This is a genomic window from Blautia sp. AF19-10LB (assembly GCF_003461245.1).
GTDB lineage: Bacteria > Bacillota > Clostridia > Lachnospirales > Lachnospiraceae > Blautia_A > Blautia_A intestinihominis.
Genome location: NZ_QTWS01000001.1, coordinates 303,047 through 319,106 on the forward strand (window position 1 = coordinate 303,047; position 16,060 = coordinate 319,106).

Below are 16,060 nucleotides of genomic sequence, written 5' to 3' on the forward strand. Positions count from 1 at the left end.
TATACCAAAAATAAATTGAAAATTATTTGTATAAATTAAATAAATCAGATAGAAAAAATGAATTTTAAGGTTCATTTAAGTTTAATTCATCGGGCTTTCACAGATCGCACAATAAGTGAACACACCTTTTTGCTAAAGTATATCCCAGAGACAGAGAACAGGAGATCCGATCACACGGACGGCTTGGAGGGTAAAGATGTTTCATAAGGGAAGAAAAGTGAAAAAATCCAAAAAGAAAAAAATAATAAGTCTGATCGTTGTCGTAGCAGTGGCAGGAACGTCAGGAGCGGTAGTCTACAGGAAAGTGAGACGGCCGGTGGCAGCAGCCACAGAAGTCAGCAAGGTACAGACAGCAGAAGTAAAAAAAGAAAATATCTCAAATACGATCACAGGAACCGGAAATCTGGAGCTGGATGATGCAGAGGCGGTGTCGATCCCATCAGGATTGACGATCGGAGACGTTCTGGTTGAAAGCGGAGACTACGTTTCGGCGGAAACGGTTCTGGCAAACGTTGACAGCGCATCCGTACAGACTGCAATGGATGAGATCCAGAGCGAACTGGAGGAGCTGGATGAGAAAATCCGCACCTGCCAGGAAGACGAGGATGCAAATGCAGTTGTAAGTTCGGTGTCAGGCAGAGTGAAGGCGATCTATGTTGAAGAAGGATCGGATGTTGCAGATATCATAACAGAAAAAGGAACATTGATAGAGCTGTCACTGGACGGATATATGGCAGTATCTATCGAAAAAACAGATTCTGTAGCGGCAGGAGACAGCGTTTCGGTAACTTTATCCGACGGAACCGTAGTTACAGGAACTGTAGATACACAGGAAAGTGGCAGTACGATCATTACCGTCACAGATAATGGAACGACTCTGGGTGATGAGGTGAGTGTATCTGACAGTAACGGAAATGTGCTTGGAAGTGGTACACTTTATATTCATCAGCCATTTGAAGTCACAGCGGCAGGAGGAACCGTATCTTCGGTATCTGTGACCGAAAATGAATCCGTCAGTGCAGATGATGAGCTTCTGGTCCTGGAAGGGACGGAGAGCAGTGCGGAATATGAAAAACTGCTGCTTGTCCGTAAAGCAAGGACAGAAACACTACAGAAACTTGCACAGCTTGCCAGATCGCCGCAGATCATTGCAGAGCAGGATGGAATCGTACAGGACGTAAATGTGGCAGCAAGCGGAACGACTTCCTCAGAATCTTCTGCGCAGAGCAGTACCACCAGCGGTGCGGGAAATGCATCACAGATGGCATATACAGGGCAGGATCTTTCGGATCTTACCTTTACACAGCTCTCTTTTGATGACGGGACAACACCGGTCATTGTGGAGGAAACAGAAAATAATTCCGATGACACGCAGGATACCGTACAGGATCAGCAGATTGCTTTTTCCATAGTGGGAAGTGGAAACTCGACAGGCTCTCTTGCAGTGATTCCGGCGCCGGTGACCGGTCAGACACCAGTGACAGACATTTCTGCTTCAGGCGGTATCTATTCGGGAGTGATCACCTGGAACCCGGCTGACAGTGTCTTTGCAGCAGGGACAGGATATAAGGCATTGGTCGTTCTTTCGGCAGCAGAGGGCTATTGCTTTACCACAGCAAGCATTCAGGGGATTGAGACAGGAACAGTATCCAGTGTGCAGATCTCTGATAATGGAAAAACACTGGAATTTCAGATGGTATTTCCGGAAACTGCAGCGGAAAACAATAATTCAGGTGACCAGATCGGCGATAATGGTAATTCCGGACAGGAATCAGATTCGACTGTAACAGATGAAAGTACATCACAGAGTTCATCGAATGAACAGCAGTCAAATGAACAGCAGGATACAACAGGCAACACACAGAATAACGAAAACAGCAGCACTACACAAAATTCAGCCGCAGCAGGAAACAGTAACAGCCAGAGTGCACAGGCGGGTCAAAGCACCGGAAGCACAGGTGCAAGTGCCAGTGGAACTGCAGGCACAGCAGACAGCACTTCCACATCCAAAGAAGACAGCACGGAGGACGCTGTAGATTCCGCCAGCCAGTACAGCACCGATGTCACAGCTTTTACGATCTCACCGTACGAGAACAGACTTCTTTCGGTAAGTGTGGATGAACTCGATATCAACTCTGTAGAACTCGGTCAGAAAGCGGTCGTGACTTTTGACGCGATCGAGGATCAGGAATTTGAAGGCGAAGTGACAAAGATCGGAAACACAGCAAGCGTCAGCGGCGGAGTTGCCAAATATACGATCACGATCACAATTCCAAAAGATGACGATGGAAATCTTTTCGGCGAGACAGAAGTGACGACGGGGCTTTCTGATGGAAGTACCGTTGAGATCACAGACGGACTGGAAGAGGGTACGACGGTGTATTATCTCCGTTCAGAGAGCAGTTCTTCCGGCAGCAGTACAGATATGCCAGACATGCAGATGCCGGATATGAGCGGAGGCGGCATGGATGGCGGCGGTATGCCGCAGATGGACGGAAACGGCGGTGGTGATATGAGTGGAGGTCCTGGCGGCGGAGGCGGTCAGGGCGGACCGGGAAAGTAGGTGACGGAAAATGAGACTTCTGCAGTCTTTTAAGATGGCATGGCATGCAGTTTCCGCAAATAAGCTCCGTGCTTTCCTGACAATGCTTGGGATCATGATCGGTGTGGTTGCATTGGTGGTCCTGGTGTCCATTGCGGACGGCGCGACAACCTCTGTCACCGATGAGATCTCCGGGATGGGCTCCAGCTACCTGACCGTTACGATCAGCGATGACAAGGAAAATCCACTCAAATTAAGTGAGATTTCCGGTTTTGCCGAGCCGGATGAAGTGGATGCGGCCGCACCGATGGCAAGAACCAGCGTGACAGCAAAAAGCGGCTACACAAGCGAATCCATGACCCTGATCGGAACAACGGGCAGATATCTGGACATCCAGAAGATGGAGATACAATACGGACGTTTCATCAAAAACGCTGATGTGGAAAACAACACCAATGTCGTGGCCCTCACTTACGATACAGCGGTAGAGCTTCTGGGAAGGGCAGATGTCGAAGGCGAAAAGATTTCTCTCAACGGCAAAAGCTTCCTGGTTATCGGAGTGCTGACGGAGGACAGTTCCTCTTCACTTACAAAGGGAACAAATATGATGAGCAGCAGTTCTGACGACGAGGATTCCGGCAGTTCCGTGGTCCTTGAAGGATACATTCCGTTTTCTACCATGACACGCCTTGCAGATAATATCCTGAATGTGACACAGTTCTGTGCTTCTGCGACCAGCGAGGAGACTCTGGATGAAGCCGAAAATGCCCTGACAGAGCTCCTTATGGAGCGGTTTGAATACGATGAGGATGCTTTTTCTATCTCAGATCAGTCGGAGATCATGGATACGATGGAAAGTGTCAACAGCACGATGGCACTGATGATCGGTGGTATCGCAGCAATCTCCCTTCTGGTCGGCGGCATCGGGATCATGAACATTATGCTGGTCTCCGTGACAGAGCGTACCAGGGAGATCGGAATCCGAAAAGCGATCGGGGCCTGCAAGAGAACGATCATGATGCAGTTTCTTCTGGAAGCGCTGATCGTCAGTATCATGGGCTGCTTCGCCGGAATCGGACTTTCGTGGGTGATCCTGAAGCTTGTGGGGATTTTTACCCCGTCCATGCAGTTTACGATGGATATGCGTGTGGTATGTGTCTCCGTAGCATTTACAGGTCTGATCGGTATCATCTTCGGCCTGTACCCGGCCAACAAAGCAGCCAGAAAAAAGCCGATCGACGCACTTCGCTATTCAGGTTAAACAGCGATAAAAATCGTGTCGAACGAAAATTGTTGACCCTCGCAGAGAATACTCTTATAATAATGATATCTGCAGATCGATCCATAACAACCAAGTCTTCCAAAGCCCTATCAAGAAAAAATACTTGACAGGAGCACGATTATTAAATATAATTTTCTTATAAATTACGAAAATATTACAGAAAAAATAATTTCAGAAAAGAAGACATAATGAAATTGCAAGGATTATAAGAGTATGAAGAAATCAGAATTATCAGAGAATCAGAACCCGGAGCCCGTTAAGGGTAAGAATAAGACGAACAACAGGAAGAGACTGCCAGCCTCATTGAGAGCCTTTGTTTCACTGAGCGTATGTGCCGCTACCGTACTGACCGTATCCGGCGGTCTTAAGATCGCGGACAGCCTTAATAAGCAGAACAGAGTCTATGCGGCAGCAGACAGCACAGGAAGCAGTATTTATGAAGGTGCGAATTATGATCTGCCATCAGGGATCGCAGGTGTGGCTTCCGGCGTGAGTGGGACTCCTTCTGCGGGAATGACGATCAACCGTATCGGAACTTCCTGCGAGGACGTGATCGTAGGCCAGCGCGTACAGAAGATCACCAGCCAGGCAGTTGAGATGAATGTCAGTGAATCCATGGCAATGACCATCGACGATTTTGATTCCAAGGTCGTATCTTCTGCGAAGATGATGTCCGATGAGGATTATCAGAACCTTCTGCAGATCGTGGAGGCAGAAGCAGGAACAGAGGATATCAAGGGCAGGGTCATGGTTGCCAATGTGATCATGAATCGTGTGAAATACAGTGAATTTCCAGATAATGTCACAGATGTCATCTGGGAGTATGATAATGGCGTAGCTCAGTTTTCGCCGGTCGAGGACGGACGGATTTCAGAAGTCACTGTTTCACAGGAGACGAAGGATGCCGTCAGACAGGTCCTTGAGGGAACGGATTATTCCCAGGGTGCGCTGTTCTTTATCCAGAAATCAGCCGCGGCCAGGGACAATATCTCCTGGTTTGACAAGAACCTCAAGAAGCTGTTCAAGCACGGTGTACATGAATTTTATACATATCCGGATGAGGTGCTTGCAGCACACTAGAATACAGGGACAACGTATACAGCTCCGAGAGAATGAGAATCTTTCGGAGCTTTTTGAATTTTACTATGGAATTTTACACGTTACCGTGGTATACTATGACAAAAATCAAAAAAGAACCAAAGAAAGGCAGGAAGGATACATGCAGGTATTATATAAGAGCACCAGAGGCAAAGGCGAGACAGTAACAGCGTCTATGGCTATTTTGAAAGGACTTTCCGAAGACGGAGGTTTGTTCGTACCTACTTCTATTCCGAAACTGGATGTTCCTGTAGAGAAACTTGCTCAGATGACATATCAGGAAACAGCCTATGAAGTTATGAGCCGTTTTCTTACAGATTTTACAGAAGAAGAGCTGAAGAACTGTATTGCAAATGCATACGATGAGAAATTCGACACCACAGAGATCGCACCGCTTCATGAGGCAGATGGAGCTTACTATCTGGAACTGTTCCACGGTTCTACCATCGCTTTCAAGGATATGGCACTGTCCATTCTTCCACATCTTATGACAACAGCAGCGAGAAAGAACCAGGTCAAGAACGACATCGTGATCCTGACTGCAACTTCCGGAGATACCGGTAAGGCTGCACTGGCTGGTTTTGCAGATGTTCCGGGAACAAGGATTATCGTATTCTATCCGAAGCACGGTGTAAGCCCGATCCAGGAGAAGCAGATGGTAACTCAGAAGGGTGCCAACACAGCCGTTGTAGGTATCACAGGAAACTTCGACGACGCACAGACCGCAGTCAAGAAGATGTTCAACGATAAGGAACTTGCCGCAGAGCTTAATGAGGCAGGCTTCCAGTTCTCCTCCGCAAACTCCATCAACATCGGCCGTCTGGTACCGCAGATCGTATATTATGTATATGCTTATGCGAAACTGGTCAAGAAAGGTGCCATCAAGGCAGGAGATGAGATCAATGTTGTTGTTCCTACCGGAAACTTCGGAAACATCCTTGCTGCATTCTATGCAAAACAGATGGGACTTCCGATCCACAAACTGATCTGTGCTTCCAATGAAAACAAAGTCCTGTTTGATTTCTTCCGTACAGGAACTTACGACAGAAAGAGAGATTTTATCCTTACAACTTCTCCATCCATGGATATCCTGATCTCCAGTAACCTGGAGCGTCTGATCTACCGTCTCACAGGAGAGAATGCAGAGAAATGTGCAGAACTGATGCAGGCATTAAGTCAGGGTGGTGAATACACGATCACAGACGAAATGAAAGCAGGACTTGCTGACTTCTACGGAAACTACTGCAGCGAAGCAGAGACCAAAGAAGCGATTCATGAGACATTTGAGAAGGCAGACTATGTGATCGATCCGCATACAGCAGTTGCAGCAGGCGTTTACAAGAAATATGTCAAAGACACAGATGACACTCTTCCGACTGTGATCGCATCCACAGCAAGCCCGTACAAATTCACAAGAAGTGTTATGGCTGCAATCTCCAACAAGGGAGAGGGACTGGATGACTTCGCACTGGCAGATGAGCTGACCAAGATCTCCGGTGTCAAGATCCCGAGAGCAGTAGAGGAGATCCGTACAGCACCTGTCCTTCATGACAGAGTTGTAGATGCACCGGATATGCCGGCAGCAGTTAAGGACATCCTTGGAATCCACTGAGAATAAACTATAATCAAATAACGAAGTAATAATAAAAGATATCCTGACAGATCCTCTGTTTTATTGAGCAGTGTGGTCTGTGCAGGATATTTTTTTATGGGGAAAGATGGAAAATTAAGAAACTTTAAGAAATGATTCAGGAAATGTTAAAGAGACTGTGTAAAAATATGACACGTAAGGGCAGGTGAAAGTTAGAAACATGACATACTGAACTTTTGCGATTTTAAATATGGAGGATAACTAATATGGCATATCATCAGGGAATCTACCTGTTCTGCTTTCTTCCTTTTGTTGTACTTGTTTATGCATTGACTCCCAGGAAAATCCGGCGTGCGGTCCTGATACTGGCAGGATACGTCTTTTTCTGGTCTTTCAGCCGCTGGCTTGTCGTTTACCTGATCGGAGTAACGACATTGATCTATGGAATCGGATGTCATATGGATCATCTGAAAGCTGAGGGAAAAAAGAAGGCAAAAGAACAGGGAGCCAGAGAGCCCCGTACTTTCATAAAGAAGCAGTATAAGTCCAGAGAAAAAAGAACGCTGATCGCAGGGATCCTGCTCCTTTTGGGGATTCTTGGATATCTGAAATATTGTAATTTCTTTGTGACAAATATAAATCATATCCTTGAAATGTCAGGAAGATCAGTCTTCCTTCAGCCGCAGACACTGCTGATTCCGATCGGAATCTCTTTTTACACACTGGAAGCTGTCGGATACATGGCAGATGTGTACTGGGGCAGGATCCATGCGGAGAAAAACTGGGCAAAAATAGCATTGTTTCTTGGATTTTTTCCGCAGATCATGGAGGGACCGATCGGTACGTGGAATGAGACTGCTGATGCACTCTGGGAATGTGCACCAGTACGCATGGAAAATCTTGCACAGGGAGCCATACGTATTGTATGGGGAATGTTCAAGAAGATCGTAGTTGCAGACAGACTCTATATGATCGTACAGATGATCTTTGAACATTATCAGAATTACCATGGCGTGATGATCCTGGTCGGGGCAGTTTCCTATACGCTGCAGCTTTATATGGAGTTTTCCGGCTGCATGGATATTGTGATCGGAAGCGGAAATCTGTTTGGTGTGGCTTTGCCCGAAAACTTCCGTCAGCCATTTTTTTCTGGAAATGCTTCGGAATTCTGGAGAAGATGGCACATTACTCTGGGCGCATGGCTCAAAGCCTATGTGTTTTATCCGGTTTCTGTCTCCGGGATCGTAAAAAAATGGAATCATTTTGGAAGAGAACATGCAGGAAAATATCTTACAAAGATGGGCATTTTTGCCCTGACGCTGTTTCCGGTCTGGCTCAGTAACGGTCTGTGGCATGGAGCACAGTGGAATTATATTTTTTATGGAATGTATTATTTTGTGATCCTGCTTGCAGGAGAAGCGGTGGCACCTGTCAGGGAAGGAATCCTTAAGAAGTTTAACCTGAACGAAAAGGCACTGTACTGGAGAGTTCCGCAGATATTAAAAACCTGGGTGATCATTTTTACAGGAGAGATGTTTTTCCGGGCAAATGGACTGAGAGCGGGTCTGCATATGTTTGGAAGTATTTTTCATGGATTTGAATTGCACAGACTCTGGGATGGAAGTCTGCTTCGTTTAGGTCTGTCTGTACCTGACCTTGGAATTACTGTCGTGGGCATCCTTGTGGTCACTGTTTATGATATTCTGAAAGAAAGGGAAATGCTGAACTGGTCAAAACTGCAGCAGATGAAAGTTCCGTCACGGTGGCTTTTGTACTATGTACTTATTTTTGCAGTAATTCTGTTTGGAGCATATGGCACCGGTTATCAGCAGGTAGATTTGATCTATGCAGGATTTTAGGAAAAAAATAGTAAGGCCGGTGGTTTTCTGTGCGATTCTTTTGTGCCTTCTGATGGCAGCTTCTGCGGTGATGTCTGCTCTGGCACGGACAAATACAGATCTGGTACAGAACAGAAACAAGAGTATGGTTGAGCTGGAAAATGAACCGGCAGACACGATCGATGTTCTTGTGATCGGAGACAGTGAGAGCTATACAACCGTTTCTCCAATGGAAATCTGGGACAAGGAAGGCATTCCTTCCTATGTAGGCGGGCAGACCGGTCAGAAAATACAGGAGAGCTACTACATGCTCAAAAAAGCACTCAAAACCCAGAAACCCAAAGTTGTCGCGATCGAGACAAATATGATATTCCGATCGCAGAGCGCAGTGCGTGGTATCAAAGAGACTCTGGTACAGACGATGCTTTATTATTTCCCTGTATTCCGTCTTCATAATTCCTGGAAAGCATGGGTGACAGGAGAAGACAAAAGGAGTCAGACGTTTTATAAAGGATTTGTTCTCAGAGATGTTGTGGAAGCCTATACAGGTGGATCTTATATGAAAAAAACCGCCAAAACGGAACGGATGTCCCGCATTACAAGATTTATGATGGATCAGATCGTCAGCCTGTGCAGAAAAAATAATATTCAGCTCTTTCTGTACAGTGCGCCGTCTCCGAAGAACTACTCTTTCCGGAAACATAATACCATGGAAGCATATGCGAGAGAAAACGGACTTAAATATCTGGATCTGAACCTGAAAATTAAAGAACTGGGTATAAACTGGTCGGAGGACAGCCTTGATAAAGGTGATCATCTGAACATACTTGGGGCTGTAAAAGTATCAGATTATCTTGGCAGATACCTGAAAAAAGAGTATCATCTAAAGAGCAGAAAAAGTGAAAGTACATACAGATCCTGGAATGAATCTCTGATACAGTACCGGGAGGCGGCGCAAAATGCAGAAAAACAGGCAAAAAAGAAAGTAAAGGCGGGGAGCTGAACATTGAGTAAAGAGAGAATATTGATCGTTGAGGATGACGCAGATATCCGAGAGGGTGTCCGGATCCTTCTGGAAAGTGAAGATTATATGGTAGATGAGGCAGAGGATGGCAGAGAGGGGCTTGAGAATCTTCGGGATGACACAGATCTTGTCATTCTGGATATTATGATGCCGGGAATCTCCGGACTTCGTACCTGCGAGGAAATAAGAAAGATATCGAATGTCCCGGTGTTATTCCTGACGGCTAAAGTACAGGAATCTGACAAGCTGATCGGACTGATGGCCGGAGGAGATGACTATCTTACAAAGCCGTTCTCCTATGCAGAACTTCTGGGGAGAGTCAAGGCACTCCTTCGGAGATATAAAGTTTATATGGGCAAAAATGAAACATCAGAGGGTCAGGAGGATAATTACATAAAGATCGGCAATATACGGATCAACCGCAATTATAATGAAGTATTTGTGGATGGAAAGGAGAAAGAGTTTTCGGAACTTGAGTACCGGATCCTGCTTCTTCTGATGGAACATCCGCGTAAAATATTTTCTGCACAGAACATTTATGAAAGTGTCTGGAACGAACCATATTTTTATTCCTGCAACGGTACTGTGATGGTCCATATCCGGAAACTCCGGGTAAAGATCGAAAAGAATCCTCAGAATCCCAGATATATAACGACCGTGTGGGGAAAGGGGTATAAATTTGACGCAAGGTATTCCTAGAAGAAATTCTCTCTATTTTCAGCTTCTGATCCTGCTACTGTTTTCCATGCTGGCTGCAGTAGGCGTGTTTTATGGGGTAGACAGGATTGGCGAAGAAATGGTTTATGAGTACTATGTCAATTCTGATTATTCCGAGCGAAAAGATGAACTGTATGTTTCGAGACTGCAGGAGTATGTTTCACAGGAAAAATTAAGTACGTCTGACGTTCTGGTACTGTCAAAATGGATGGATAAAGAGAAAGTGCTGAGTTCCATGCTGGTGTTTAAGGATGATATCTTGGTTTATGATTCCGATTATCCGGAAGAGCTGAATATTCGCAATGAAAAAATCCCCAAGAACTATTACGGATGGAATGCGTTTTATTCTGTACAGTTTTCAGATGGGGAGGCAGAAATTTCCCTCTCAGGAGTCTATGATTACCAGCTGTACAATTATATGATATTTGCAGCACTGGCTCTTTCAGCGGTAGTATTTGTTATTCTCGTCCTGATGGGGATTCGAAAAAAGATGAATTACATTTGGAAACTGAGCAGGGAAATTGAGATCCTTGAAGGGGGCGACCTTGACTATTCTGTTACTGTTTCCGGGAAAGATGAACTTACAGCTCTTGCACAGGGGCTGGAATGCATGAGGAAATCTTTTAAGAAACAGGTGCAGCAGGAAGCAGAGATCGTGAAGGAAAATCAGAAAATAGTCACACAGATGTCCCATGATCTGCGGACTCCTCTGACTTCGATCATGCTGTATACAGAACTTCTTGAAAAGGGAACCTATAAAGACGAGGAACAGTTTTGCGAGTATATAAAAAAAATCCACCGCAAAACAAGACGGATGAAACAGCTCACAGACAATCTGTTTGAGTATTCACTGGTAAGCAGTGATCAGGAGATTTCCATGGAAGAGCTCGAAAGCGAAAAACTTCTGTTTTATGATCTGTTTTCGGAGACGATCAGTTATCTGGAGCATCAGGGGTTCCAGGTGGATTTTCAGGTAGAATGGTCAGAGTCCAGAATGCAGGTATCAACAGACTATGTTTCCCGTATCCTGGATAACATCACTTCCAATATTCAGAAATATGCAGATAAAAAAGCACCAGTTACAATAGGAACAGCCAGACGTAATGGCATGAGAGGATTTTATTTTGAAAACAGGATTTCCTGTACAGGAGATCCTCAGGAAAGTACAGGTGTGGGAATCCAGAGTATCAAAAACATGATGACAAAAATGGGAGGCAAATGCACTGTCAGCCAGGAAAAAGACATTTTCAGACTGATATTATATTTTCCATATTGTGAGATATCATAACTGTTCAGGAGACATGTCACACAGAGAAGAAAGGCTGTAACTCGGAGAAATGATCTGAGTTACAGCCTTTTTTCTGGTTATTTTCCGGAAGGAACTTCCTGGATCCCTGTGATATCCGGCTCTGCCATCAGGGAGTAGTTCGTATAATAAACGACAAATCCCGGTTTGGCACCGCCAGGTTTTTTGACATGTTTTTTCTGAATGTAGTCGATCTCGACTTTTGGGGCAGTGCGGCCTTTGGAGTAATAAGCTGCAAGGCGGCCTGCTTCCTCAAAGGTGCGGTCCGGAAGCTCTCCGTCCGGAGTTTTGACAACGACATGGGAGCCTGCCATCTTTTTGGCGTGGAACCACCAGTCGTTTCCGGTTGCCTGTTTGAAAGTTAGCTCATCATTCTGGAAGTTGTTTTTGCCGACGAAGATATCAAATCCGTCACTGGAAATATAGTGGAATGGTTTGGACTTGGTCTGCGCCTTTGCACCTTTTTTGCCAGAATAATGTTTTTTGATGTAGCCGTACTCGGTCAGCTCTTCCTTGATCTGGCTTAAATCACTCTCTGCGAGGGCGATATCAAGGGCGTTGGAGATGGATTCCAGATGCTCGATCTCGGATTCTGTATCGGCAAGCTGTTCGGTAAGAGCTTCCTCGGTACGTTTGAGTTTGCCGTAGCGGTCGAAATATTTCTTTGCATTTTCCTGAGGAGTCAGGGTCGGGTCAAGAGGGATCGTGATCTCCTCATTGGTGTAATAATTCAGGGCTTTGAAAGATTTGCAGCCCTCTTCCAGGCCGTAGCCGTAGGTATTGATGAGTTCGCCGTAGACTTTGTATTTGTCCTTCTTGGCAGTGTCTTTCATCTGTTTCTGCTGAAGGGCGTATTTCTTGCGGTTACGCTCCAGGGCAGTTTGTACGATCCTTCGAAGATCAGAAGATTTCTGACGGATACGGTTCAGGGTATCGCGGGATGCGTAATAGGTTTCCAGCATGGAAGAAACGGTCGGGAAAGTTTCACTGTGGTATTCGCTTCCGTACTGTGTCAGAGGAAGTACAGCGTATTCTACCGGCTCGTTGTCACGGTAGATGATGTTCGGTGTGAAATCTCCTTCTACGACCTGATCCATCAGCCGGCGGAAAGTGTGGTAGAGATGTGTGGCAGCAGTCTCGTTCAGAGACTGTGCGGCATCGCTTCCGTCGATGGAGGCACGGTAGCAGATCTCCTCTGCGATCAGCGGGCTTAAGCCGGTGAGAGAGGTGTAGAGTGCCTTGGATATGTTGCATGGTTTATGGCAGATCGTTTCGATGAATTCTGTCTCTGTGATCGTCAGCGGGTCAGATTTCTCCTGTGTGTGCGGAAGAAAATAATCTCTTCCAGGAAGAACCTCACGGACAGAACTCATATGAGAAGAAACGTGCTTGATACTGTCGAGGATCATGCGGTTTTCGTCGCAGAAGATGATGTTGCTGTGCTTGCCCATCAGTTCTACGATCAGGAACTTCTTACAGGGATCGCCCATCTCATTGCGGTGTTCCAGCTCAAATTCTACAACACGTTCCATGCCGGGCTGGCGGATACTGCTGATGCGGGCACTGCCGATATGCTTGCGGAGAAGCATACAGAAGTTCGGCGCGGTGAGCGGGCTTGGTTTGTTTTTGCCAGTAAAATAGATCAGAGGAAGAGAAGCACTGGCAGAGATAAGAAGCCTGCACTGGCCGTTTGCTCCCTTTCCGGTGATCATAAGAGCATCTGATTCAGGCTGGGCGATCTTGTTGAAACGCCCGCCATCGAGATTACGGTGTAATTCCTGAACCATTGCTGCAATGGTAATTCCATCAAAAGCCATAATAAAAATCTCCTTTAATCAAAATCAGACATTATGGAATCCCTTACCGATGATCTCACTGGTGTTGGAGATCAGAATAAAGGCGGTTGGCTGATTTCCTTTTATGTAGTTTCTCAGACGGACTGCCTGAGGACGGTTGAGCGCGGTTAAGACGATGTATTTGTCTTTTCCGGAAAAAGCCCCCTGTGCGTGGACCACAGTTGCGCTTCGGTTGAGATCGTGAACAAGGAAGTCGCAGATATCATCCGGGTTGTCACAGACGACATTGAAATACTTGGAAAGGTTGAAACTCTCGATGAAGTTGTCGATCATGAAAGAACGGACCGCAAGACCAAGGAAAGAATAAAGACCTGTCTCAATGTTGAATACGAAGCAGCCTGCAACCGTGATCATGATATCTGTCACGAGAAGTGCCTTGCCGATATCAAAACTGCTGTATTTCTTGAGGATCATCGCAATGATATCCGTACCGCCGCTGGAAGAACCGATGTTAAAAAGGATCGCAGAACCAAGTGCAGGAAGTGCGATGGCAAAACAAAGTTCCAGCATCGTCTGGTCAGTCAGCGGATGCTCCATCGGACATACACGTGAGAGGAAAGACAGTGCTACGGAAAGCAGGATACTGCAGTAGGCTGTCTTGGCAGCGAATTTACGTCCAAGCACGACGAAACCGAGTGCAAGAAGCAGCATGTTTACAATGAAAGAAAAGTCACTGGCGGAAATGTTTGTCTTATCAGCGACAAGGACCGCCAGACCTGTGATGCCGCCAAAGGTAAAGTTGTTTGTAAATTTGAAAAAATAAGTACCGACTGCCATGATCAGGGTGCTTCCTGTCAGCAGCGAAAAGTGTTTGATTTTTTCATTCATTTTTGTATTTATCTCCTCCGTGAATTAAGTACGATATAGCCATATTGTAACCTTTTAAAGATGGAAATGTCAACGCACCTGCCGGTAGTTGATAAAATATTTATAAAAAAAACGAATTGACTAGAATTTTAGAATGCACTATAATAAATCTGTATGTAGAAAAGACTTGCAAAGTGAGAAAACCTATGATAAAAAGTATGACAGGCTTTGGCCATGCAGAAAAAGTAACAAAGCAGCAGAAGATCACAGTAGAACTGAAATCTGTCAATCACAGATATCTGGATCTGAACATCAAAATGCCGCGTAAATTCAATATGCTGGAGGGACAGGTACGTAACCTGATGAAGCGGTATATGCAGCGTGGCAAGGTAGATGTTTTTATTACCTATGAGGATTATACAGGAGGCAATGTTGCCCTTAAATATAATCATGATCTGGCAGCCGCTTATCTCGGCTATCTGAAACAGATGTCAGAGGAGTTCGGGCTTGAGAATGATATCCGGGTGTCAACACTTTCCCGTTATCCGGAAGTTCTGACGATGGAAGAACAGTCCGTAGATGAGGAGGAACTCTGGAAATCTCTGGAGGAGCCGCTTCGCGAAGCCTGCGAGAAATTTGTGGAGACACGTGCCAGAGAGGGTGCACATCTGAAAGAAGATCTTCTTGCGAAGCTGGATGGTCTGGATGAAATGGTCTGCAAAGTAGAGACCCGTTCACCGGAAGTAGTCCGTGCGTACCGTGAGAAGCTGGAGCAGAAGGTTCATGATCTTCTGGAGGACAGCCAGATCGACGATAACCGTATCGCGGCAGAGGTGGTTCTTTTTTCTGACAAGATCTGCAATGATGAGGAGACCGTCCGTTTGCACAGCCATATCCTTGGAATGAAGAAGATCCTGAATGAACAGGAAGGCGTGGGACGCAAGATGGACTTCATGGCGCAGGAGATGAACCGTGAGGCGAATACGATCCTGTCGAAATCCAGTGATCTTGAAGTTTCCGATATCGCGATCGGACTCAAGACAGAGATCGAGAAGATCCGTGAGCAGATTCAGAATATTGAGTAATGGAGGCAGCTGAGTTTTTGTGGCTAAGTTAATTAATATAGGATTTGGTAATGTGGTAAATTCCCGCAAGATCGTGGCAGTGGTCAGTCCGGATGCCGCACCGGTAAAGCGAATGATACAGAGCATCAAGGGCACACGTTCGCTGATCGATGCGACACAGGGGCGCAAGACGAAGGCAGTGATCGTCACATCCGACGATTATATTGTTCTGTCAGCACTCCAGCCGGAGACGATCGCCAGGAGATTTGCAGAGGCATATGATTATGAGGAGAGGGAAGAAGAACATGAGTAAGGGAGTTTTGACAGTAGTGTCCGGATTTTCCGGAGCCGGCAAGGGCACAGTGATGAAGCGTCTTCTTGAGAAGTATGACGACTGTGCACTTTCTATCTCTGTTACTACCAGGAAACCGCGTGAAGGTGAAGTGGACGGCAGGGATTATTTTTTCAGGACAAAAGAAGAAGTAGAGGCGATGATCGAGGCTGATGAGCTTCTGGAGTATGCGCAGTATGTAGAGAACTATTACGGAACTCCGCGCTCTTACGTAGAGGAGATGCTTTCCAAGGGCAAGAATGTGATCCTGGAGATCGAGATCCAGGGGGCAATGAAGATCAAGGAGAAGATCCCGGATACAGTCCTTATCTTCGTGACACCGCCGACGATCCAGGAGTTGAAAGACCGTCTGGTAGGAAGAGGAACCGAGACACAGGAAGTTATCGAATCACGTCTTAAGAGAGCTTCTGAGGAAGCAGAGGGAATCGAGTCTTATGATTATCTTCTTGTGAATGACGTTGTGGAGGACTGCGTGGATGAACTTCATGAGATCATCCTGAGTGAGCACCGCCGCGCAAGCCGTAACGAGGAATTTATCCGAACGATCCAGAAGGAATCCCGGGAATTTTTTAATTAAGTAAGT

13 protein-coding genes are annotated in these 16,060 nt (G+C 45.9%); 11 read left to right on the forward strand and 2 right to left on the reverse strand.

Annotated elements, in window-relative coordinates; translation table 11 throughout:
* The first annotated feature begins 196 nt into the window (after nucleotides 1–196).
* The 8 genes from DWX28_RS19325 to DWX28_RS01505 all read left to right on the forward strand — a co-directional run bounded on the left by DWX28_RS19325 (nucleotide 197) and on the right by DWX28_RS01505 (nucleotide 11,380).
* Nucleotides 197–2,563 carry an HlyD family secretion protein gene (locus DWX28_RS19325; protein WP_158565267.1) on the forward strand — a complete coding sequence of 789 codons (2,367 nt, stop codon included), beginning with the start codon at nucleotides 197–199 and terminating at the stop codon, nucleotides 2,561–2,563.
* A gap of 10 nt (nucleotides 2,564–2,573) precedes the next feature.
* Nucleotides 2,574–3,803, forward strand: a complete 1,230-nt coding sequence (locus DWX28_RS01475; protein ID WP_118251457.1) for an ABC transporter permease — start codon at nucleotides 2,574–2,576, stop codon at nucleotides 3,801–3,803.
* Nucleotides 3,804–4,037: 234 nt separating this feature from the next.
* Nucleotides 4,038–4,904, forward strand: coding sequence for a cell wall hydrolase (locus DWX28_RS01480; RefSeq protein ID WP_118251458.1), 867 nt, complete (start codon nucleotides 4,038–4,040; stop codon nucleotides 4,902–4,904).
* A 139-nt stretch (nucleotides 4,905–5,043) separates the two neighbouring features.
* Entirely contained in the window at nucleotides 5,044–6,534 is a 1,491-nt protein-coding gene (gene thrC / locus DWX28_RS01485; protein WP_022214863.1) for a threonine synthase, read from the forward strand.
* A 245-nt stretch (nucleotides 6,535–6,779) separates the two neighbouring features.
* Entirely contained in the window at nucleotides 6,780–8,372 is a 1,593-nt protein-coding gene (locus tag DWX28_RS01490; RefSeq protein WP_022214862.1) for an MBOAT family O-acyltransferase, read from the forward strand.
* Nucleotides 8,359–9,354, forward strand: a complete 996-nt coding sequence (locus DWX28_RS01495) for a hypothetical protein (RefSeq protein WP_022214861.1) — start codon at nucleotides 8,359–8,361, stop codon at nucleotides 9,352–9,354. Before DWX28_RS01490 ends, DWX28_RS01495 begins: the two co-directional genes overlap by 14 nt.
* 3 nt (nucleotides 9,355–9,357) lie before the next feature.
* Nucleotides 9,358–10,074, forward strand: coding sequence for a response regulator transcription factor (locus tag DWX28_RS01500; RefSeq protein ID WP_022214860.1), 717 nt, complete (start codon nucleotides 9,358–9,360; stop codon nucleotides 10,072–10,074).
* Nucleotides 10,055–11,380 (forward strand): sensor histidine kinase, encoded by a 1,326-nt coding sequence (locus DWX28_RS01505; RefSeq protein ID WP_022214859.1) that lies wholly within the window; start codon nucleotides 10,055–10,057, stop codon nucleotides 11,378–11,380. Before DWX28_RS01500 ends, DWX28_RS01505 begins: the two co-directional genes overlap by 20 nt.
* Nucleotides 11,381–11,457: 77 nt before the next feature.
* Here DWX28_RS01505 and DWX28_RS01510 read toward each other — a convergent pair whose 3' ends face one another.
* Both DWX28_RS01510 and DWX28_RS01515 read right to left on the reverse strand, forming a co-directional pair.
* Nucleotides 11,458–13,215, reverse strand: coding sequence for an Rqc2 family fibronectin-binding protein (locus DWX28_RS01510; protein WP_022214858.1), 1,758 nt, complete (start codon nucleotides 13,213–13,215; stop codon nucleotides 11,458–11,460).
* A gap of 24 nt (nucleotides 13,216–13,239) precedes the next feature.
* Complete coding sequence (locus tag DWX28_RS01515; RefSeq protein ID WP_022214857.1) at nucleotides 13,240–14,082, reverse strand: YitT family protein; 843 nt, start codon at nucleotides 14,080–14,082, stop codon at nucleotides 13,240–13,242.
* Nucleotides 14,083–14,267: 185 nt separating this feature from the next.
* Between DWX28_RS01515 and DWX28_RS01520 the strand changes: the two genes are divergently transcribed.
* From DWX28_RS01520 to gmk, 3 genes are read left to right on the forward strand one after another with little or no spacing between them, the layout of a single operon-like run.
* Nucleotides 14,268–15,146, forward strand: coding sequence for a YicC/YloC family endoribonuclease (locus tag DWX28_RS01520; protein ID WP_022214856.1), 879 nt, complete (start codon nucleotides 14,268–14,270; stop codon nucleotides 15,144–15,146).
* A 19-nt stretch (nucleotides 15,147–15,165) separates the two neighbouring features.
* Nucleotides 15,166–15,438, forward strand: a complete 273-nt coding sequence (locus DWX28_RS01525) for a DUF370 domain-containing protein (RefSeq protein WP_022214855.1) — start codon at nucleotides 15,166–15,168, stop codon at nucleotides 15,436–15,438.
* Nucleotides 15,431–16,054 (forward strand): guanylate kinase, encoded by a 624-nt coding sequence (gene gmk, locus DWX28_RS01530; protein ID WP_022214854.1) that lies wholly within the window; start codon nucleotides 15,431–15,433, stop codon nucleotides 16,052–16,054. Before DWX28_RS01525 ends, gmk begins: the two co-directional genes overlap by 8 nt.
* Nucleotides 16,055–16,060 lie beyond the last annotated feature (6 nt).